The organism is Mesorhizobium sp. M0018 (assembly GCF_040323955.1).
In the GTDB taxonomy this organism is placed as follows: Bacteria; Pseudomonadota; Alphaproteobacteria; order Rhizobiales; family Rhizobiaceae; genus Mesorhizobium.
Genome location: NZ_JAMYVL010000009.1, coordinates 1 through 18765 on the forward strand (window position 1 = coordinate 1; position 18765 = coordinate 18765).

Annotated in this window: 19 protein-coding genes; 7 read left to right on the top strand and 12 right to left on the bottom strand. The window is 63.2% G+C overall.

Annotation, left to right across the window (positions count from 1 at the left end):
* Positions 1 to 279: 279 nt before the first annotated feature.
* On the bottom strand, positions 280 to 1503 hold the full coding sequence (locus tag NKJ81_RS14410; RefSeq protein ID WP_352540807.1) for an argininosuccinate synthase: 1224 nt from the start codon (positions 1501 to 1503) through the stop codon (positions 280 to 282).
* 168 nt (positions 1504 to 1671) lie between these two features.
* Between NKJ81_RS14410 and NKJ81_RS14415 the strand changes: the two genes are divergently transcribed.
* The gene (locus NKJ81_RS14415; RefSeq protein ID WP_023679833.1) at positions 1672 to 2313 is read left to right on the top strand and encodes a LysE family translocator; all 642 of its coding nucleotides are present in this window, start codon (positions 1672 to 1674) and stop codon (positions 2311 to 2313) included.
* Here the strand turns inward: NKJ81_RS14415 and NKJ81_RS14420 are convergent.
* The 4 genes from NKJ81_RS14420 to NKJ81_RS14435 all read right to left on the bottom strand — a co-directional run bounded on the left by NKJ81_RS14420 (position 2285) and on the right by NKJ81_RS14435 (position 5189).
* Positions 2285 to 2764 (bottom strand): hypothetical protein, encoded by a 480-nt coding sequence (locus NKJ81_RS14420; protein ID WP_352540808.1) that lies wholly within the window; start codon positions 2762 to 2764, stop codon positions 2285 to 2287. The two genes, NKJ81_RS14415 and NKJ81_RS14420, sit on opposite strands and share 29 nt — an antisense overlap.
* Positions 2761 to 3186, bottom strand: a complete 426-nt coding sequence (locus NKJ81_RS14425) for a hypothetical protein (protein ID WP_352470834.1) — start codon at positions 3184 to 3186, stop codon at positions 2761 to 2763. Before NKJ81_RS14425 ends, NKJ81_RS14420 begins: the two co-directional genes overlap by 4 nt.
* Entirely contained in the window at positions 3183 to 4415 is a 1233-nt protein-coding gene (rlmN, locus tag NKJ81_RS14430; protein ID WP_352540809.1) for a dual-specificity RNA methyltransferase RlmN, read from the bottom strand. The genes NKJ81_RS14425 and rlmN overlap by 4 nt, the downstream gene beginning before the upstream one ends.
* A 267-nt stretch (positions 4416 to 4682) precedes the next feature.
* A complete protein-coding gene (locus NKJ81_RS14435; protein WP_023721899.1) occupies positions 4683 to 5189 on the bottom strand; it encodes an invasion associated locus B family protein in 507 nt (168 codons plus the stop codon).
* Between the two features lie 360 nt (positions 5190 to 5549).
* Between NKJ81_RS14435 and NKJ81_RS14440 the strand changes: the two genes are divergently transcribed.
* Positions 5550 to 6158: a methyltransferase family protein gene (locus NKJ81_RS14440; protein WP_352540810.1), complete on the top strand. Its 609-nt coding sequence runs from the start codon at positions 5550 to 5552 to the stop codon at positions 6156 to 6158.
* Positions 6159 to 6202: 44 nt separating this feature from the next.
* Here NKJ81_RS14440 and NKJ81_RS14445 read toward each other — a convergent pair whose 3' ends face one another.
* The 4 genes from NKJ81_RS14445 to NKJ81_RS14460 form a co-directional block, all read right to left on the bottom strand.
* Positions 6203 to 6565 (bottom strand): YkvA family protein, encoded by a 363-nt coding sequence (locus NKJ81_RS14445; protein WP_352540811.1) that lies wholly within the window; start codon positions 6563 to 6565, stop codon positions 6203 to 6205.
* Positions 6566 to 6657: 92 nt separating this feature from the next.
* The gene (locus NKJ81_RS14450; protein ID WP_352470832.1) at positions 6658 to 6954 is read right to left on the bottom strand and encodes a 4a-hydroxytetrahydrobiopterin dehydratase; all 297 of its coding nucleotides are present in this window, start codon (positions 6952 to 6954) and stop codon (positions 6658 to 6660) included.
* Positions 6955 to 6960: 6 nt separating this feature from the next.
* Complete coding sequence (gene thpR, locus NKJ81_RS14455) at positions 6961 to 7557, bottom strand: RNA 2',3'-cyclic phosphodiesterase (protein ID WP_352470831.1); 597 nt, start codon at positions 7555 to 7557, stop codon at positions 6961 to 6963.
* Positions 7558 to 7694: 137 nt separating this feature from the next.
* Positions 7695 to 8339, bottom strand: a complete 645-nt coding sequence (locus tag NKJ81_RS14460; protein WP_352450197.1) for an arylesterase — start codon at positions 8337 to 8339, stop codon at positions 7695 to 7697.
* A 107-nt stretch (positions 8340 to 8446) separates the two neighbouring features.
* Between NKJ81_RS14460 and NKJ81_RS14465 the strand changes: the two genes are divergently transcribed.
* The 4 genes from NKJ81_RS14465 (at position 8447) to NKJ81_RS14480 (ending at position 13384) form a co-directional block, all read left to right on the top strand.
* The gene (locus NKJ81_RS14465; RefSeq protein ID WP_352540812.1) at positions 8447 to 9148 is read left to right on the top strand and encodes an ABC transporter ATP-binding protein; all 702 of its coding nucleotides are present in this window, start codon (positions 8447 to 8449) and stop codon (positions 9146 to 9148) included.
* A 7-nt stretch (positions 9149 to 9155) separates the two neighbouring features.
* Positions 9156 to 11705 carry an ABC transporter permease gene (locus NKJ81_RS14470; protein ID WP_352540945.1) on the top strand — a complete coding sequence of 850 codons (2550 nt, stop codon included), beginning with the start codon at positions 9156 to 9158 and terminating at the stop codon, positions 11703 to 11705.
* 219 nt (positions 11706 to 11924) lie between these two features.
* Complete coding sequence (locus NKJ81_RS14475; RefSeq protein ID WP_352450195.1) at positions 11925 to 12704, top strand: Bax inhibitor-1/YccA family protein; 780 nt, start codon at positions 11925 to 11927, stop codon at positions 12702 to 12704.
* A 110-nt stretch (positions 12705 to 12814) separates the two neighbouring features.
* Positions 12815 to 13384, top strand: a complete 570-nt coding sequence (locus NKJ81_RS14480; protein WP_352540813.1) for a GNAT family N-acetyltransferase — start codon at positions 12815 to 12817, stop codon at positions 13382 to 13384.
* A 4-nt stretch (positions 13385 to 13388) separates the two neighbouring features.
* On the opposite strand, the gene NKJ81_RS14485 is transcribed toward NKJ81_RS14480, so the two are convergent.
* Both NKJ81_RS14485 and NKJ81_RS14490 read right to left on the bottom strand, forming a co-directional pair.
* Positions 13389 to 13775: a DUF2794 domain-containing protein gene (locus NKJ81_RS14485; RefSeq protein WP_031212724.1), complete on the bottom strand. Its 387-nt coding sequence runs from the start codon at positions 13773 to 13775 to the stop codon at positions 13389 to 13391.
* Positions 13776 to 14250: 475 nt separating this feature from the next.
* Entirely contained in the window at positions 14251 to 15000 is a 750-nt protein-coding gene (locus NKJ81_RS14490; RefSeq protein WP_352470828.1) for a DUF1223 domain-containing protein, read from the bottom strand.
* Between the two features lie 175 nt (positions 15001 to 15175).
* Here NKJ81_RS14490 and NKJ81_RS14495 point away from each other — a divergent pair, with 175 nt between their 5' ends.
* Complete coding sequence (locus tag NKJ81_RS14495) at positions 15176 to 15856, top strand: ceramidase domain-containing protein (protein WP_352470827.1); 681 nt, start codon at positions 15176 to 15178, stop codon at positions 15854 to 15856.
* 69 nt (positions 15857 to 15925) lie between these two features.
* Here the strand turns inward: NKJ81_RS14495 and acnA are convergent, their stop codons facing one another.
* Positions 15926 to 18616, bottom strand: a complete 2691-nt coding sequence (gene acnA / locus NKJ81_RS14500; RefSeq protein ID WP_352540814.1) for an aconitate hydratase AcnA — start codon at positions 18614 to 18616, stop codon at positions 15926 to 15928.
* Between the last annotated feature and the right edge of the window lie 149 nt (positions 18617 to 18765).

The following is an 18765-nucleotide window of genomic DNA, read 5'->3' on the forward strand; positions in this document are numbered from 1 at the left end:
GCCAGCGGCCGCAAGGACCGTGCTCAAAGGCCGGACATATGGACGCAAGCGATCGAAAACGACGCAAAACAACCGTTGCAGGCAGGGCGCCGTCCACATATGGATCCCAGGGTCTGCGCCGCGTCGCTTCGCTCCTTGCTCCGGCCTGGGATGACGAAGTCGAGGGGTGTCTCAGCAAATCTCCGAGGTTGCGATTTGCAGCTGAAATTGGCCGCTGACAGAACTATCGACGGTTGCTGCCGCTTCCAACCCGTCAAAATCACTGTGCAGAGAAACTGGCTATTTTCTACGGTTACGCGCCGCCAGCGTACGCAGCCTGAGCGCATTGAGGCGGATGAAGCCTTCGGCATCCTTCTGATCATAGGCGCCGCGGTCGTCCTCGAAGGTGACCAGCGCGTCGGAATAGAGCGTCTTCCTCGACTTGCGGCCGGTGACAATGACGTTGCCCTTGTAGAGCTTCAGCCGCACCGTGCCTTCGACGTCTTCCTGGCTCTTGTCGATCATCGCCTGCAGCATCAGCCGCTCGGGCGCGAACCAGAAGCCGTTGTAGATCAGCTCGGCGTAGCGCGGCATGAACTCGTCCTTGAGGTGGGCCGCACCACGGTCGAGCGTGATCGATTCGATCGCCCGATGGGCGGCGATCAGGATCGTACCACCGGGCGTTTCATAGACGCCGCGCGATTTCATGCCGACGAAACGGTTCTCGACCAGGTCGAGCCGGCCGATGCCGTTGTCGCGGCCGAGATCGTTCAGCGCCGCCAGCATCGTCGCCGGCGAGAGTTTCTTGCCGTCGAGCGCGATCGGATCGCCCTTGAGGAATTCGATCTCGATCTCGGTGACCTCATCCGGCGCATCCATCGGCGAGATGGTGCGCTGGTGGACGAATTCCGGCGGCTCGCTCCACGGGTCCTCCAGCACCTTGCCCTCGGAGGAGGAGTGCAGCAGGTTAGCGTCGACGGAAAACGGCGCGTCGCCCTTCTTGTCCTTCGGCACCGGGATCTGGTGCTGCTCGGCGAAATTGATGAGATCGGTGCGCGACTTGAACGACCAGTCGCGCCAGGGCGCGATAACCTTGATGTCGGGATTGAGCGCATAGGCTGAGAGCTCGAAACGAACCTGGTCGTTACCCTTGCCGGTGGCGCCATGCGCGATGGCATCTGCGCCGGTCTCTTTTGCGATCTCGACAAGATGTTTCGAGATCAGTGGCCGGGCGATCGAGGTGCCGAGCAGATATGTGCCTTCATAGACAGCGTTGGCGCGGAACATCGGAAAGACGAAATCGGATACGAACTCCTCGCGGACATCGACGATGCGGATGTCCTTGATGCCCATCATCTCGGCCTTGCGCCTGGCCGGCTCCAGTTCGCCACCCTGGCCGAGATCGGCGGTGAAGGTCACGACCTCGGCGCCGAGCTCGGTCTGCAGCCATTTCAGGATGATCGAGGTATCAAGGCCGCCGGAATAGGCGAGCACGACTTTCTTGACGGCTTTTGCTTTCGACATGGTGGGCAGTTCCGCGACAGGGGTTCTTCGCGGGCGAGGTATCACGGCGTTTTAGGCCAGCGCAAGGGACGAACGATGCCTGGACCAGATGCTTCATCTCCAAGAGGCTGGCGAGGACACGGCTCTTGCGCTATGGCTGCGCCGTCTTTTGCCGCTACGAGACGAGCCATGTCCTTCATCCCCGACAGTACGACGCTTATCCAGTTCTCCATCGCCACCTTCATCCTGGCGATCACGCCCGGGCCTGACATGACGCTGTTCGTGTCGCGCACGCTGAGCCAGGGCCGTGCCACCGGCTTTGCCTCGATGGCCGGCGCCTTGTGCGGCACGCTGATCCACACCACGCTGGTGGTGGTCGGCGTCTCGGCGCTGATCGTCGCCTCGCCGATGGCGTTCTTCGTGCTGAAGATTTTCGGCGCCGGCTATCTGGTCTTCCTGGCATGGCAGGCGATCACAAAAGGGTCGGCGTTTTCACCGGAGAAGAAGAGCGGGCCGCAGATCTCGCTGTTCCGCAGCTGGGCGGCGGGGCTCGGGGTCAATCTGCTCAACCCGAAGATCATCCTGTTCTTCATGACCTTCCTGCCGCAATTCGTCTCCGCGCATGATCCCGACGCGCCGGGAAAGCTGTTCTTCCTCGGCGCGATGTTCGTCGTGCTGGCGATCCCGGTGACGGCGCCGATGGTGCTGGCGGCGGAAAAATTCTCGGCCGCGATGAAATCCAGCCCGCGTGTGACCCGCGTCGTCGACTATCTGTTTGCCGGAGTTTTTTCGGCCTTCGCGCTCAAGATCCTGACGGCCCAGGCGAAATAGGGCGTCCGATCTGACGCCAGCTTCCGGCCGAGCGCCCGGCGCTCAGCCAGTAGAAAATACCGCCGACCATGCCGCAGCCGATCACCGCCAGCATGACGCTGGTATTGGTAACCTCGAAATTGGCATCGGCCGTCTGGTGGACGAAGCCAAGGAAGACCGCCGCCACCGCTGCGCCCGCCAGCGCATAGAACAGCCAGTCACGCCGGCCAAGGATCTCGGAGACGAGGATGGCGATGGCGGCCGGCATGAAGGCGAAATAGGCGACGAACAGCGCGACGAAGGGGATTGAAAACCACAGCGACGCCTGCGCCGCCGGTTGCGTCTCGTCCGTTATCAGCCCAAGAGACGCCAGGAACATGACGTTAAGGAAGGCGCTTGCCGCCAGCGAAGCAACGCCGTAGCCGACAAGGATGACGGCGAAGCGGATCAGATAGGCGACGAGGCGGTTCACGCGAATTGTCCGGGCATTTGCAGGAACCGGCTCTCGACCAGGCGATAGACGGCTCCTGCCAAGCTTCCCGCAATGATTAGGGCCACCAACACGTCAACGTCCGGTGGCCTCTGTGCCGACGGATGCAGTTTCCAGACCGCAAATACGCACGTCCCAACGAAAGCTCCCCCGACGACAAAAAGAATCCAGCGTCTCGCCTCGAGAACTTGGGAAGCAATGACCATCGGGATTGCCAGCGGTGCGCCAAAGATGCCTGCGATCATCGCTCCAAGCAGCAACAGCGACCAACTATCTCGAGTGGACAGGAAAGCGGGAACACGCCACCACATCAGTGCATCGAGCAGGAAAAAGACCAGAGACATGGTGAAGGCAGCCAGGGCGTAGCAGAGCAAAGTCACTGCCAATCGCCTGAGGTATTTCACGCCTCGCCATGCCCCGCGATCATCATCGCTTCCAGCGCCAGCCGGTCGACCTTGCGCATGCGCTCGGAGTCCGACTTGAGCTGGCCGCAGGCGGCCAGGATGTCGCGGCCGCGCGGCGTGCGGATCGGCGAGGCATAGCCGGCATTGTTGATGTAATCGGCGAATTTCTCGATCGTTTCCCAGTCCGAGCACTGGTAGTTGGTGCCCGGCCACGGGTTGAACGGGATCAGATTGATCTTGGCCGGAATGCCCTTGAGCAGCTTGATCAGCGCCTTGGCGTCCTCGATGGAATCGTTGACGTCCTTCAGCATGACATATTCGAAGGTGATCCGCTTGGCGTTCGACAGGCCTGGATAGGCGCGGCAGGCAGCGATCAGATCCTTCAGCGGATACTTCTTGTTGATGGGCACCAAGAGATCGCGCAAATCGTCATTGGTGGCGTGCAGCGAGATCGCCAGCATGACGCCGATCTCCTCGCCGGTGCGGAAGATTTCGGGCACGACGCCGGAGGTCGACAGCGTGATGCGCCTCTTCGACAGGGAAAGCCCGTCGCCGTCGGATGCGATCAGCAGCGCCTTTTTCACCGCCTCGAAATTGTAGAGCGGCTCGCCCATGCCCATCATGACGACGTTGGACACTCTCCTGCCCTCGGCCGGCACGATGGCGCCGTCGGGCGTATCGCGGTCGGGGAAGTCGCCGAGCCGGTCGCGGGCGGTCAAGAGCTGGGCGAGGATTTCCTCCGCCGTCAGGTTGCGCACCAGCTTCTGCGTGCCGGTGTGGCAGAAGGAGCAGGTCAGCGTGCAGCCGACCTGCGAAGAGATGCACAGCGTGCCGCGGCCTTCTTCGGGAATGTAGACGGTCTCGATCTCGACCGGCCGGCCGGCGCCGCGCGGCGGAAAGCGGAACAGCCATTTGCGGGTTCCGTCGGAGGAAATCTGCTCCTCGACGATCTCGGGCCTGGCGACGGTGAAATGCCTGTCGAGCGCGGCGCGCAGATCCTTGGAGATGTTGAACATGCCGGCGAAGTCGGAAACGCCGCGCACATAGATCCAATGCCAGAGCTGTTGGGCGCGCATTTTCGCCTGGCGCTCCGGCACGATGCCGGCGGCGACGAGGGCGGCCCCGAGTTCGGCGCGCGTCAAGCCGATCAGCGACGGTTTTTCAGGCGTCGTGCGGGTGCGCAACGCGTCACGCGCGCCTTCGGCGGTAAGATCGAATGAAAGGGTCATTGTTGCGCCAATATAAGCGATTTGCGGCCGAATACAGCATCGTGCCCGAAATGAAGCGCGGCGCATAGCACAGGTTAGCGGCGGAGTCATGCCGGGGTTCTTCCTTCTCCCCTTGTGGGAGAAGGTGGCCGAGCGAAGCTCGGTCGGATGAGGGGTGTTCCAGCTTGGCGCCGACGGCGTTCCGTCCAACACCCCTCTTCCGTCTCGGCGCTGCGCGCCGATCCACCTTCTCCCACAAGGGGAGAAGGGAAGACCGCGCCTAACCGCCTACTTGCACTTCGCGATCGAGGCCAGCGCCGCCGAGATGCCCTTCAGCGAGAAGACGTAGGTGGTGGTGTTGCCGCGGCCGGACTTGGCCGACACCTTCATGTCGGTGCCGGTCTTCATCGCGGCGATCAGCACCGGCTCCTCGGCGGCGTTCTCGACCCAGGCCGACTTGCCGCGCGTGAACATCGAAAAAGACTTCTTGTCGATGGTGACGGTGGCCTTGGAACCTTCCTGGAAGGTATAGCCGGCGATGAATTGCGGCTCGTAGGACACTTGCTGCCCCGGCCGCTGGCTGACGAAGAAGAACATGTCGCCGTGATCGAGCGTCGGCGGCTGCTTGTCGGTTGGCACCGTCAGGACATAGCAGACCTTGCCGCCGCCCGACGCCTGATAACTGTAGGTGCCCCAGGCATTATGCTGGCCGATCTTGGTTGCCGACTGCGCCAGCGCGGGCGCCGTCAAGGCCACCAGGGCCAGGCTGGAAACTATAGCAATCAATCCGCGCATCGCTTTTCCCGTATTCCACTGGTGCGGCGGCAGGCCGGCTCGGCGTCCTGCCCGTCGCTTCATTTTGATTTAATCTGGGTTACCAAACGGTGAACTTCCCCTTAGAAAAGGATGTTCACGCTAGGAAACCGCCGCCGTCTTCGCGCTGCCGCTCGAAAAAGCGGCTGGCGCAATGTCCCTGCTGCGACTTGGAGGCCACGAAAACGGCAAGAGTTTGACTTTTCAAGCAGCTAGGTCTTGCGGCGATTCTCGCTTTTTGAGGTGCGTGACGAATTTCCCTGCAGGCGGTACCATGTCTGCGTTCGCCGCCACGGCGCTCGGCCAGGGTGCCCTCCCTGGCGGCTTACGGGAGATTTGGCCATGGCCATTTCCGAGACAGTTCTGATCCTGGCGGGCGGCACAGTCGTCCTGGCGATCGTGTTCGGCGTTCGTGTCGCCGTCCGCGTGGCGGCCGGTGGCGCGGTGCCCCGGTCGGATGGCGGGGAGGCGGCGGGCGGATCGGGCGCCCCCGACGTGGCCGGGGTCATTGCGCTGCCACCTTTGATCTTCCTCGGCTTCCTGGTGGCGGCAACCGTGCTCGAGGTGCTCGTGCCGCTCCCGGTCATGGCCGGGCAGGCGCTCGCCCGCTATCTGACCGGCGCCGTGCTCGCGGTGTGCGGCTTCGTGTTCATCTTTATGGCAGCGGACCGCTTTCAGGCCGCTGGAACCAACATACCACCGACCTTGCCAACGACGGCGCTGGTCGTCGACGGTATCTATCGTCGGACCAGGAACCCGTTCTATCTGGGAGCGACCCTCATCTATTTGGGCCTCGGCGTCGCGGCCGGAAGTCTTTGGGCTATCGCGCTCGTCATCCCCCTGCTGTGGGTGATCAATACCGGCGTCATCGCGCCGGAAGAGCGCTACCTCGAGCGGAAGTTCGGAGATGTCTATCGCGCCTACAAGGCGCGGGTGCGGCGGTGGATTTGACGGCCGGAAAGTCGGTTCTCACGCGATTTTTGCGCCGCACCGGCTCAGCTCTTGCCGGCGATGGCCTGCCTGGCGGCGAGCCGGTGCGCCGGCGTGATGTGGGCGCTGACGGCGGTAATCGCGGCGGTCAGCACGGCGATGTCGTCGGTGAAGCCTAGCCCAAGGATGAAATCGGGGATGACGTCCGTCGGCAGCACGAAATAGCCGAGCGCAGCAATCAAGGTGCCCTTGGCGCGAAGCGGCGTCTTCTTGTCCATGGCACAGTAATAGGCGGCGACCACCTCTTCCATAAACGGGATATGCCGGGCGGCCTTCTTCGCCGTACGCCAGAACTTTTCGCGCACTTCGCTCTCGTTGCCCGGCTTGCTGCCGAGGCCGAAGAAATCAAAACCGGATTTTTGCGCCATCAACCTCTCCTTGCGGCCGTCGCGTGGCTTCACGCGTGACCGCGAGGCAAAATGTGGTGAAAGCCGAACCTCGCTGCAAGGTGCAGACAGGCTCAGCCGCCGAAATAGCGGTTCATTTTCCTGGCCAGATCGAAATCCAGCGCGGTCAGGCCGCCGGCGTCGTGCGTGCTGAGCGTCACGTTTACCGTCTTATAGACGTTCGACCAGTCGGGATGGTGGTCCATCTTCTCCGCGGCCAGGGCGACGCGGGCCATGAAGGCAAAGGCTTCGGAGAAATTCTTGAAGGTGAAGGTGCGGGTGATCGAGCCGCCATCCTTGGCCAGCGACCAGCCGTCGAGGCCGGCAAGTTCGGCGCGGATCGCCTCTTTTGCTAGTTTCTCCCTGGCCATGTCCGTCTACCGCATGATCCGCGAAGCGTCGGCGCCGCCGACCAAACGGCTGGCGACGCGGTTGTCAGCACCTGAAAGCGGCCAGGCCTCCTCGACGACGTAAGGGCCGCCGCCGACCGAATCGCGCGACGACATCAGCACGAAGCGGCCGACCCGGAACGGCAGCGTCGAAAAATTGCCGCGTGCCGACAGGTACTGGGCGACGTCGAGCGGGCTCGAATTGCGCAGGCGGGCCAGCGTCACATGCGGCATGAACTTGCGCGGGTCGGCCGGAATGCCGAGCCGCTGGCAGATGCGCTCGATCTCGGCCTGCAATGCGGAAAGATCGGGCGAAGCGGCGACCCCGGCCCACACCGCATGCGGCTTCTTCTGGCCGAAGGCGCCGACGCCGGACAGCGTCAGCGGGAAGGACGGGCGGTGAACACGGTCAAGCGCATTGGCGATGTCGTCGGCGACATGGCCCTCGACATCGCCGATGAAGCGCAGCGTCAGATGATAGTTTTCGACGTCGATCCAGCGGGCTCCCGGCAGGCCGCCCCTGAGCAGGGACAGCGAAAGAGCGGCATCACGCGGTATCTCGAGGGCGGTAAAAAGACGCGGCATGGGAAGCCTCCTGTCCTCGAATCGAACTCTTGCCCCTAGCGAATCATCGATATTCAAACGGGGCAAGGGGTTTGTTGGTCGCAGGCCTGCCTAAAAGCTTCCCTTGCGGAAGGTGTTGCGACGGCGAACCCTCGCCTTCAGGAATTGCCCCGGACCGCTTCAATGGTCTTCTCCACACTGGGCAGGATACCCTCGACGATACGGTCGACGCCTCGGGCGTTCGGATGAAGGCCGTCCTCGAGTTGCAGGACGGATTGACCGGCGATGCCCTCGAGAAAGAAAGGATAGAGCGGCACGCCATATTTTTCAGCCAGTCGCGGAAAGGTCGCGTCGAAGGCGTTCTGGTAGTCGGCGCCGAGATTGGGCGCCGCGCGCATTCCGGCCAGCAAAACGGCGATCTTGCGCTGCTTCAGTTTTGCCAGCATGGCGTCCAGGTTCTTTTCCGCTATGGCGGGCGAAACGCCGCGCAGCATGTCGTTGGCGCCGAGCTCCAGGATGACGAGTTGCGTGCCGTCCGGCACCGACCAGTCGAGCCGCGACAGGCCGCCGCTCGTCGTATCGCCGGAGACGCCGGCGTTGGCGACCGTGACATCGTAGCCCTTGGCGCGCAGCGCCGCCTGCAGCTTCTCGGTGAAGCCCTGACCTGGCCCGAGGCCATAACCCGCCATCAGGCTGTCGCCGAAACCGACAATGGTGAATGGTTCGGCACGCGCCGACGAAATGGCGCCGCAAATGGCGAGGAAAAGGGCGAAGGCTGCGGCAAAGGTGTGTTTGAAAGCCATGCGGCAGGCCCCATATGACCAGGAACATCTGTTGGCGAAGGCAGGTTTTCGTCTTTGTCGAGCATCGGATGCTCTAGCCTTCATCCCCCATATAGGACGATTTGATTTTGGAAGAAGCCGTCATTTCGCTGAAAGACGTATCGCTGACGCTCGGCGAAGGTGCATCCTCGGTCCATGTGCTGAAGGGCGTCAGCCTCGATGTGGCGGGCGGCGAAGCGACAGGCATCGTTGGACCTTCAGGTTCGGGAAAGTCGACATTGCTGATGGTTTTGGCCGGACTTGAAAGGGTCGATTCGGGTACGGTCCGAATTGCCGGCGAGCTGCTCAACGGCAAAAGCGAAGATCAGATCGCATCGTTTCGGGGACGAAACATCGGCATCGTGTTCCAGTCGTTCCATCTCATCCCCAATATGACGGCGCTGGAAAACGTTGCGGTCCCGCTGGAGCTTGCCGGCCATGTCGATCCATTCGGCGTGGCGGCGCGCGAGCTGGCGGCGGTCGGTCTCAGCGATCGCGTCACCCATTACCCCGGCGAATTGTCTGGCGGCGAGCAGCAGCGCGTGGCGATCGCCCGGGCGCTGGCGCCGTCGCCGCGCATCCTGATCGCCGACGAGCCGACCGGCAATCTCGACCAGGCAACGGGGCGGCACGTCGCCGACCTGCTGTTTGCCAAGGCGGCCGAACGCGGCATGACGCTGGTGCTGGTCACGCATGACCCGCTACTCGCGGCGCGCTGCTCGCGCCAGGTGTCGATGAGGTCGGGGCTGATCGAAGACGCGCCTAAGCCGGCCACCTGGCTGGCAAGGTGACCGCATGATGCCGCTGGCGCGCACGCTGAGGCTCGCCTTTCGGTTTTCGCTGCGAGAAATGCGTGGCGGACTGTCCGGCTTCCTGATCTTCCTTGCCTGCATCGCGCTCGGCGTCGCTGCGATCGGCGGCGTCAATTCGGTGGCGCAAGCGATTTCCGCCGGTGTTGCCGACCAGGGCCAGACGCTGCTCGGCGGCGATCTCCGCTTCCAGCTCAACCAGCGCGATCCGACCAGAGCCGAACGCAGCTTCCTCGACCAGCTTGGCACGGTTTCGCACAGTGCCAATATGCGCTCGATGGCGAGGCTCGAGGACGGCTCCGACCAGGCGCTGGTCGAGGCCAAGGCGGTCGACGGCGCCTATCCGCTCTACGGCGCGCTGGAGACCGAGCCGGTGCTGTCGCGAGAGGATCTGTTCGGCGAAAAATCCGGCGTCTTCGGCGCCGCCGCGCCGGACCTCTTGTTCGAGCGGCTGAACCTTGGCATCGGTGACCGGCTGAAGCTAGGCAGCGCGACGTTCGAGCTGCGCGCCAGGCTGGTCAACGAGCCGGATGCGGTGTCGGATGGCTTCGGCTTTGCGCCGCGGCTGATGGTGTCGACCGACGGGCTTGCCGCTTCCGACCTGATCCAGCCGGGCAGCCTGGTCGAGAACGCCTATAAGGTCCGGCTGCCCGGCGGCACCGGCGAGGCACGGATCAAGGCGATCCAGGACCAGGCGGCAAACCAGTTCCCGCAGGCCGGCTGGTCGATCCGCACCCGCAGCAACGCAGCACCGGCGCTGTCCTCGAATATCGAGCGGTTTTCGCAATTCCTGACGCTGGTTGGGTTGACAGCGCTGGTGGTCGGCGGCGTCGGCGTGGCCAATGCCGTGCGTGCCTATCTCGACGGCAAGCGCGGCGTCATCGCCACCTTCAAGAGCCTGGGGGCTTCGGGCGGCTTCGTCTTTGCCGTCTATCTGGTGCAGATCCTGATGATCGCCGCCCTCGGCATCACGCTAGGCCTTGTGCTTGGCGCGCTGATGCCGTTCGCGGCCAGCGCCGCACTCCAATCGGTCATTCCAGTGCCGGCGGAAGGTGGGTTCTATCCCGGCGCCCTCGGCATGGCAGCGCTGTTCGGGCTGCTGGTGACGCTGGCTTTCGCCTTGCTGCCGCTCGGCCGCGCCCGCGACGTGCCGGCAACGGCGCTGTTTCGCGAAATGGGTTTCGAGGGCCGCGGTTTTCCCCGCCCGCTCTATATCGCCGCGGCATTGGGCATCGCGCTGTTGCTCGCGGTACTGGCGATCCTGTTTTCCGGCGACCGCCGTATTGCCTCGATCTTCGTTGGCGCCACGATCTTTTCGTTCCTGGTGCTGCGTGTGGTCGGCTCGCTGGTGCAGTGGGCGGCGAAGAAAAGCCCGCGCGTGCGCTCGACCGCGCTCAGGCTCGCCATCGGCAACATCCATCGGCCTGGCGCCTTGACGCCGTCCGTGGTGCTGTCGTTGGGACTCGGGCTGACGCTGCTGGTGACGCTGGCGTTGATCGACGGCAATCTCAGGCGGCAGATCTCGGGCAGCCTGCCGGAAAGGGCACCGAACTTCTTCTTCGTCGATATCCAGAGCAGTGACGTCGATGCCTTCTCCGCGCTGGTCGGCAAAGGGGCACCGCAAGGCAGGCTGATCAAGGTGCCGATGCTGCGCGGCCGGGTGATGGCGCTCAACGGCGTCGATGTCGACAAGGTCAAGGTTCCGGCCGAAGGCGCCTGGGTACTGCGCGGCGATCGCGGCCTGACCTATGACGCAAAGCTGCCGGAGAATGCGACGCTGACCGAGGGCAGCTGGTGGCCGGAGAACTATGCCGGCGCGCCGCTGGTCTCGTTTTCCGCCGAGGAAGGCAAAGAGATCGGGCTGAAGCTCGGCGACACCATCACCGTCAACGTGCTCGGCCGCAACATCACGGCCAAGATCGCCAACTTCCGCCAGGTCGAATGGGAAACCATGGGCATCAATTTCGTCATGGTGTTCTCGCCCAACACATTCGCCGGTGCGCCGCATGGCTGGTTGGCGACGCTGACCGAGACGAATGCTTCGGCAGCCGACGATGCGCATCTTCTCAACGCCGTCACGCGTGCCTTTCCCGCGGTGACGACGGTCAGGGTCAAGGACGCGCTCGAAATCGTCAACCGGCTGGTGGCGCAGCTCGGCACAGCAATCAGGGCAGCAGCGGGCGTGGCGTTGATCGCCTCGGTGCTGGTGCTGGCCGGGGCGCTCGCCGCCGGCAACCGGGCTCGCATTCACGACGCGGTGGTGCTGAAGACCCTGGGTGCGACCAGAAAAACGCTGATCGCCGCGTTTTCGCTGGAATACATGCTGATCGGCCTTGCTACCGCGATCTTCGCGCTGGCGGCGGGCGCTGTGGCGGCATGGTTCGTCGTCGCGCGCATCATGACGCTGCCATCGCACTTCATGCCCGAGGTGGCGGTGGCGACCATCGGCTTTTCGCTGGTGGTCACGGTCGGCATCGGCCTTGCCGGCACGTGGCGGGTGCTGGGCCACAAGGCGGCGCCGGTGCTGCGGAATCTTTGAGCCAGAGCCGTTTTGGATTAAATCTCGGTAATGTTCCGGGCGGGAAGGCCAATAAAACCGTATCTCTGGCACTTCACGGAGCATTACGCTTGGTTACGGTCTTGTCCTTTACGCCAAGAACCATCATATTTCGGCGCAGGCATGCTGGAGCCCCGCCAGCGGCGCCTGGGTTCAAAAGGACCTGACACCGGACGGGGCAGAAGCAATATGAGGATTTCCATGGCTGATCCCGTTCGCAATTATCAGACGCGCGCCGTGCCCGGCGCTGGCGTCGATGCTGCCATCGACCAGGGCCTGCGGGCCTACATGATCAAGGTCTACAATCTGATGGGGCTTGGCCTCCTCATCACCGGCCTTGCCGCGGTCGGCACAATCATGCTGGCCACCACCAGCGATCCCGCCTCGGCGGTCGCGACGTTGCCAAGCGGCGAGATGCTGACCTCGTTCGGCTACGCGATCTTCGGCTCGCCGCTGAAATGGCTGGTGATCTTCGCCCCGCTGGCAGCGGTGATGTTCCTGTCGTTCCGCGTCCAGTCGATGAGCGTTTCGGCCGCGCAGACGACATTCTGGGTCTATGCCGGCCTCGTCGGCCTGTCGCTGTCGTCGATCTTCCTGGTCTACACCACCGCCAGCATCTCGCAGACCTTCTTCGCCACCGCCGCCGCCTTTGGCGGGCTGTCGCTCTACGGCTACACGACCAAGCGCGATCTCTCGGCGTTCGGGTCGTTCCTGGTCATGGGCCTGGTCGGCCTGATCATCGCGATGGTGATCAACGTCTTCCTGCAGTCGTCGGCGCTTTCCTTCGCCGTTTCGGCGATCGGCGTGCTGATCTTCGCGGGCCTCACCGCCTACGACACGCAGAACATCAAGGAGATGTACTTCGAGGGCGACGAGACCGATGTCGCCGGCCGCAAGGCGATCATGGGCGCATTGAGGCTCTATCTCGACTTCATCAACCTGTTTATGTTTCTGCTGCAGTTCATGGGCGACCGTCGCTAAATACGGTTTTCCTGGACCAGCGAGTTCGAAAAGGGCGGCCCAATGGCCGCCCTTTTCTTTTGTCCCGGCTTTTGCTGTGATATAGGGCAGATGAACGACGTGCCTAAATTATGAGCTGCATCACCTTGCGGGCCGCGACGTCGGCCGATCTCGACCGGATCACGGAAATCTATGCCGACGCGGTGACGAATGGCACGGCGAGCTATGAACTCGAACCGCCGAGCCGCGCCGAGATGGGCACGCGCTTCGACACTCTGATGGCGGGCGGCTTTCCCTATCTCGTTGCGGAAAAGGCCGGCGCCGTGCTCGGCTATGCCTATGCCGGGGCGTTCCGGCCGCGCCCGGCCTACCGCTTCGTCGTCGAGGATTCCGTCTATGTCGCGCCCGAGGCCAAAGGGCAAGGCGTCGGGCTGCTCTTGATGCAAGGGCTGATCGAAGCGGCCAAGGCGGCGGGTTTTCGCCAGATCATCGCGGTGATCGGCGACGGCCGGCCCGACAGCGCCTCGGTAAGGTTGCACGAGAAGCTCGGCTTTCGTCATTCCGGCCGCCTGGAAGGCTCAGGCTATAAGCACGGACGCTGGCTGGACACGGTTTTCATGCAGCTGCCGATCAACGGCGGGGCGTCCATCCCGCCTGATCCGCAATCGCTGCCCGAGCGCAAGTTCCGCCTGCAAAAATAAAGGGTTACGCCTCGACCAGCTTCAGTGTTCGGTCGAACACGCCAAGCACCCGGCCGAGTTCCTGGCCGCGCTTGAGGATGCGCCCGCCGGCGGCGATGACGGCGAACGCGCCTTGCCGGCGCGCCAGCTTCGGATCCTTGACGATCTGGAAAAGCGGCACTTCGCTGGTGCGGCGGAAGACGGAAAAAACGGCGCGGTCGGCGAGATGGTCGATGGCATAGTCGCGCCACTCATTGGCGGCAACCATACGGCCGTAGAGCCTGAGGATCTGGTCCAGTTCGCGCCGGTCGAACCGCACCGGCTGGTCGAGGCGTTCGCGTCTTGCCTCATGCAGCGGGATCAATATTGCGGATGCGTCCCCATCCTCCGTCCCGCTGCTGCGATCAGTCATGCCTGGATCCTCGCAATGAATCGTACGCCGACCAAAGTTGGCGCTTTCGTTGCCGAATTGCAAGGCCCGGCCGGGCAACGGCAGCACCGCGCGGTTTCTCCAGCGTCCAGTCACGTTTGCGAAACGCCTGTTGAAATTGGTGATGCTTTGCCACAATCCTGCCTTTTTTTATCCGTGCTCATGCCCCAATGTCCGACGAATTTACCGGCGTTGCCTGAGACGGTTCGGTCCGGCACCGGCTCGTAAACCCCAAGCCCCCCGCCCACGGGTCTGCGTCGGATCGAACCAACCTCGGTTTTTCCTTGGAAAGATCGGGTGCGACGATCCCAAAACCTAAATGACCGGCGTCAGAAGCAAGCTGACGCCGGTTTTTTATTAGCCGTGGCGATGCGATCCATCCAGATAGGCTGTCGTCGGAGGCTTGAGCGCGGTTATCCCTTCTCCCACAACAAGGGGAGAACGGGGGGCGCCCTATCTAAGGCTTGCGGATAAAGGCTGCGCCCAGGATCGGCCCGGGCATGCCGTCCTTGCCGACCGACTGCAGCAGCACGGCGCAGCCGCCCTTCTTGGCGATCTCGCTCATCGGCAGTTCGTAGCGCTGCGCCTTGCCGTGCCACATGCCGGCGGTCTGGATGCTGGAGACGGCGTTCCAGTAGGTCATGCTGCGGCCGCTGTTTTCGCCCTTGCCGATCTTTATCGTCTGCGGCGGATTGAAATAGACGATGACGACATGCGCGTCGGTTGGGCCGGTCACAGCGTCGCCGGCATCGATCATGACGCGATCGCTGGTCCGGCTGACCTTGATGCCGACGCGCATGCCTTCGCCGACCCTCTCCATGCGGGCCAGCGCGCCGTCGACTTCCTTGCGGCTGGCGCCGTTGACATGGCTGCGGCCGTTTATGACGGCTTGCGGGGTGTAGACGGAACGACTGCCGAAGGCGCGCATATACTCGTATTGCCGCTCGGTATTTTCCTTGCGGCTCAGCGTGTCCTGCCAGCCGAGGTAATCCCAATAATCGACATGATAGGCGAGCGCGACGATGTCCTCTTTGGCGGCGAGCTCGGCGAAGAATTCATCTGCCGGCGGACAGGAGTTGCATCCCTGGCTGGTGAAGAGCTCGACGACGCCTAATGGCTTGTCGGTTGGCTCGGCAAGGGCCCTGCCGGCAAACGCCGAGAGGGCCAGCGCAAGGGCCGCAAGCCGCAATGGTCTTCGAGATGGCATAGCCGTTCCGATCCCGCCGGTGACGCCGGCTTTGTTCTGGTTGTCGAAATATGTGGCAGAAGCGGCAGTCAACGGGAAGTCACGTTGCGGTGAAATTTTGCCGTTGCAACCGCTGGCAAGGGCGCAATAGGTGGACTTGCACTTTACGATGGAAGCGATTCGGGCGGCAATCAGCATGTGGCAATCTCTCCTGGCGCCGGTCGACCTCTATTGCGAACGGACGGGGCCGGAATTCTGGGCCGAACCGCTCAATGCGCTGAGCAATCTGGCTTTTTTTGCCGCCGGGCTATGGGGTGTCTGGCAGGTGCGCAAGCGCGGCACCGGCACCTTCGCCGAAGTGCTGGCCTGGTGGGTGGTGGCGATCGGCGTCGGCTCGTCGCTGTTCCACACCTTTGCCAACCGTGGCACGGTCTGGGCCGACGTGCTGCCGATCGCCGGGTTCACGCTGGCCTACACGCTGTTCAACCTGCGGCGTTTTCTCGGCATGAAATGGGGCAAGGCGATCGCCATTTTCGTCGCCTTCTATGCCGTCGCCGGGCTGGTGACCTTTGCCGTGCCCGACTGGCTGCGCCAGGCGTCGAACGGGACGACCGGCTATCTGCCGCCCTTCCTGGCGCTCGCCTTCTTCGGCGCCATGGTGGCGGCCAGCGGCAACCGTGCCGGCTGGTACAATCTGGCGGGCTCGGCGATCTTCGTCGTGTCGGTCATCTGCCGGATGATCGATCCGCTGGTCTGCGGCGGCTTTCCGCTCGGCACGCATTTCCTGTGGCACATATTCAACGGGCTGATGCTCGGCGTGCTGCTGGCGGCGACAGCGCGGTTTGGAAAGCCGGGAATTAGGGCAGTAGGGCAGTAGGGCAGTAGGGCAGTAGGGCAGTAGGGGAATAAGTCGCTTCTCCTTGCTTCACCCTACTGCCCTACTCCCTTAAGCGGCCAGATCGCGCAGCACGTATTGCAGGATGCCGCCATTCTTGAAGTAGTCGAGCTCGTCCAGCGTATCGATGCGGCAGATGATCGGAACCTCTTTGACGCTGCCGTCGCCGTAGGTGATCCTGGCGATCATCTTCTGCCGCGGCTTGATGTTGCCCAGTCCGTCGATCTCGACCAGTTCGTCGCCCTTGAGGTTGAGCGAGGCCCATGAGGTGCCTTCCTCGAAGACGAAGGGGATGACGCCCATACCGACAAGATTGGAGCGGTGGATGCGCTCGAAGGACTGGGCGATGACGGCGCGGACGCCCAGCAAATTGGTGCCCTTGGCCGCCCAGTCGCGCGACGAGCCGTTGCCATATTCGACGCCGGCGAAGATGACCAGCGGCACGCCTTCCTTCTTGTACCGCATGGCGGCGTCGTAGATCGATTCCTCTTCTTTCGACGGGTAATGGATGGTGTAGCCGCCCTCGCGGCCGTTCTCGCCCAGCATGTGGTTGCGGATGCGGATGTTGGCGAAGGTGCCGCGCATCATTACCTCATGATTGCCGCGGCGCGTGCCGTACTGGTTGAAATCGGCGACGCCGACGCCGTGGTCGGTGAGGTACTTGCCGGCCGGCGAGGCTGCCTTGATCGAACCGGCCGGCGAAATGTGGTCGGTGGTGATCTTGTCGCCGAACAGACCGAGCACACGCGCGCCCTTGATATCGCCGATCTTGCCGAAGCCCGACGTCATGCCGGCGAAATAGGGCGGGTTCTGCACATAGGTGGAATTGTCGTCCCAGGCATAGGTCTGGCCTTCCGGCGCCTTGACGTTCTGCCAGTACTCGTCGCCCTTGAAGACGTCTGCATATTTGCGGGCGAACAATTCGCGCGTGACGTTCTTCTCGATGAATTCCTGGATCTCGACCGAACTCGGCCAGATATCCTTGAGATAGACCGGATTGCCGTTGCGATCCTCGCCGAGCGGCTCGGTGGTCAGATCCTTGGTCACGGTCCCGGCCAGCGCGTGGGCGACGACCAGTGGCGGCGAGGCGAGATAGTTCGCTTGCACGTCGGGCGAGACGCGGCCTTCGAAATTGCGGTTGCCGGACAAGACTGCCGCAGCAATCAAGCCCTTATCGTTGATGGTCTTGGAGATCGGCGCCGGCAATGGGCCGGAATTGCCGATGCAGGTGGTGCAGCCGAAGCCGACCAGGTTGAAGCCGATCTGGTCGAGCTCCTTCTGCAGGCCGGATTTCTCGAGATATTCGGCGACGACCTGGCTGCCCGGCGCCAATGAGGTCTTGACCCACGGCTTCTGCTTGAGGCCGAGCCGGTTGGCATTGCGCGCCAACAGCCCGGCGCCGATCAGCACGCTCGGGTTCGATGTGTTGGTGCAGGAGGTGATGGCGGCGATGACCACATCGCCATGGCCAAGATCGTAGCTCGTGCCCTCGACGGCATAGCGCTTGTCGATTTCGGCGGCCTTCCTGTATTCGGACTCCATGGCCTTGGCGAAGCCAGCCGGAATGTCTTCAAGTGCGACCCGGCCTTCCGGCCGCTTCGGGCCGGCCATCGACGGGACGACACTGCCGAGATCGAGCTCCAGCAGGTCGGTGAAGACCGGATCGGCCGAGCCGGCATCGCGCCACAAGCCTTGCGCCTTCGAATAAGCCTCGACCAGGGCGATGCGGCTTTCGTCGCGACCGGACATTGTCAGATAGCGGATGGTTTCGCTGTCGACCGGGAAGAAGCCGCAGGTGGCGCCATATTCCGGCGCCATGTTGCCGATGGTGGCGCGGTCGGCCAGCGTCATGTTGGACAGGCCCGGCCCGAAGAATTCGACGAACTTGCCGACGACGCCCTTCTTGCGCAGCATCTGGGTGACGGTGAGCACCAGGTCGGTGGCGGTGACGCCTTCCCTCAGCCTGCCGGTGAGCCGGAAGCCGATGACTTCAGGCAGCAGCATGGAGACCGGCTGGCCAAGCATCGCGGCCTCCGCCTCGATGCCGCCGACGCCCCAGCCGAGCACGCCGAGGCCGTTGATCATCGTGGTATGTGAATCTGTGCCGACGCAGGTGTCGGGATAGGCGGTGGTCTCGCCGTCTTCGCTGTTGGTCCACACGACCTGGCCGAGATATTCGAGATTGACCTGATGGCAGATGCCGGTGCCGGGCGGCACGACGCGGAAATTGCGGAACGCCTGCTGGCCCCATTTCAGGAACTTGTAGCGTTCCTCGTTGCGCTCATATTCAAGCTCGACATTGCGGGCGAAAGCCAACGGCGTGCCGAATTCGTCGACGATGACCGAGTGGTCGATGACCAGATCGACCGGCACCAGCGGATTGATCTTTTGCGGATCGCCGCCGAGCGAGGCCATGGCGTCGCGCATGGCGGCAAGGTCGACCACGGCTGGAACGCCGGTGAAATCCTGCATCAGCACGCGAGCCGGGCGATAGGCGATCTCGACGCCGGCGGTGCCCCGGTCAGTCAGCCAGCCGGCGACCGCCTGGATGCTCTCCTTGGTAACGGAACGGCCCTCCTCGTTGCGCAGCAGATTCTCCAGCAGCACCTTCATCGAATAGGGCAATTGGGCAATACCGGTGAGGCCGTTCTTTTCGGCCTCGACAAGGTCATAGTAAATGTACTCGGTGCCGCTGGCGGTCAGCGTGCGGCGGCAATTGAAGCTGTCGAGTGATTTGGACACGTGCGATCCCTAACTGTCGGTTGCCGGAAGGGAACGGACGCCAGTGGGCATGCAAATCACGCGCAAAGGTGCGGGTACGGCCATTTCCGCTATCCGTTCCCAAGCGTCCGGGCCGTTCAAGGCGGCACGCGCGCTGGTTCGGCGCAAAT

Bases quoted from the DNA above. Each gene is read 5' to 3' on its own strand.
- NKJ81_RS14410 (WP_352540807.1), bottom strand. From the start codon at position 1,503: ATGTCGAAAGCAAAAGCCGTCAAGAAAGTCGTGCTCGCCTATTCCGGC.
- NKJ81_RS14415 (WP_023679833.1), top strand. From the start codon at position 1,672: ATGTCCTTCATCCCCGACAGTACGACGCTTATCCAGTTCTCCATCGCC.
- rlmN (WP_352540809.1), bottom strand. From the start codon at position 4,415: ATGACCCTTTCATTCGATCTTACCGCCGAAGGCGCGCGTGACGCGTTG.
- NKJ81_RS14435 (WP_023721899.1), bottom strand. From the start codon at position 5,189: ATGCGCGGATTGATTGCTATAGTTTCCAGCCTGGCCCTGGTGGCCTTG.
- NKJ81_RS14440 (WP_352540810.1), top strand. From the start codon at position 5,550: ATGGCCATTTCCGAGACAGTTCTGATCCTGGCGGGCGGCACAGTCGTC.
- NKJ81_RS14445 (WP_352540811.1), bottom strand. From the start codon at position 6,565: ATGGCGCAAAAATCCGGTTTTGATTTCTTCGGCCTCGGCAGCAAGCCG.
- NKJ81_RS14450 (WP_352470832.1), bottom strand. From the start codon at position 6,954: ATGGCCAGGGAGAAACTAGCAAAAGAGGCGATCCGCGCCGAACTTGCC.
- thpR (WP_352470831.1), bottom strand. From the start codon at position 7,557: ATGCCGCGTCTTTTTACCGCCCTCGAGATACCGCGTGATGCCGCTCTT.
- NKJ81_RS14460 (WP_352450197.1), bottom strand. From the start codon at position 8,339: ATGGCTTTCAAACACACCTTTGCCGCAGCCTTCGCCCTTTTCCTCGCC.
- NKJ81_RS14470 (WP_352540945.1), top strand. From the start codon at position 9,156: ATGCCGCTGGCGCGCACGCTGAGGCTCGCCTTTCGGTTTTCGCTGCGA.
- NKJ81_RS14475 (WP_352450195.1), top strand. From the start codon at position 11,925: ATGGCTGATCCCGTTCGCAATTATCAGACGCGCGCCGTGCCCGGCGCT.
- NKJ81_RS14480 (WP_352540813.1), top strand. From the start codon at position 12,815: ATGAGCTGCATCACCTTGCGGGCCGCGACGTCGGCCGATCTCGACCGG.
- NKJ81_RS14485 (WP_031212724.1), bottom strand. From the start codon at position 13,775: ATGACTGATCGCAGCAGCGGGACGGAGGATGGGGACGCATCCGCAATA.
- NKJ81_RS14490 (WP_352470828.1), bottom strand. From the start codon at position 15,000: ATGCCATCTCGAAGACCATTGCGGCTTGCGGCCCTTGCGCTGGCCCTC.
- NKJ81_RS14495 (WP_352470827.1), top strand. From the start codon at position 15,176: ATGTGGCAATCTCTCCTGGCGCCGGTCGACCTCTATTGCGAACGGACG.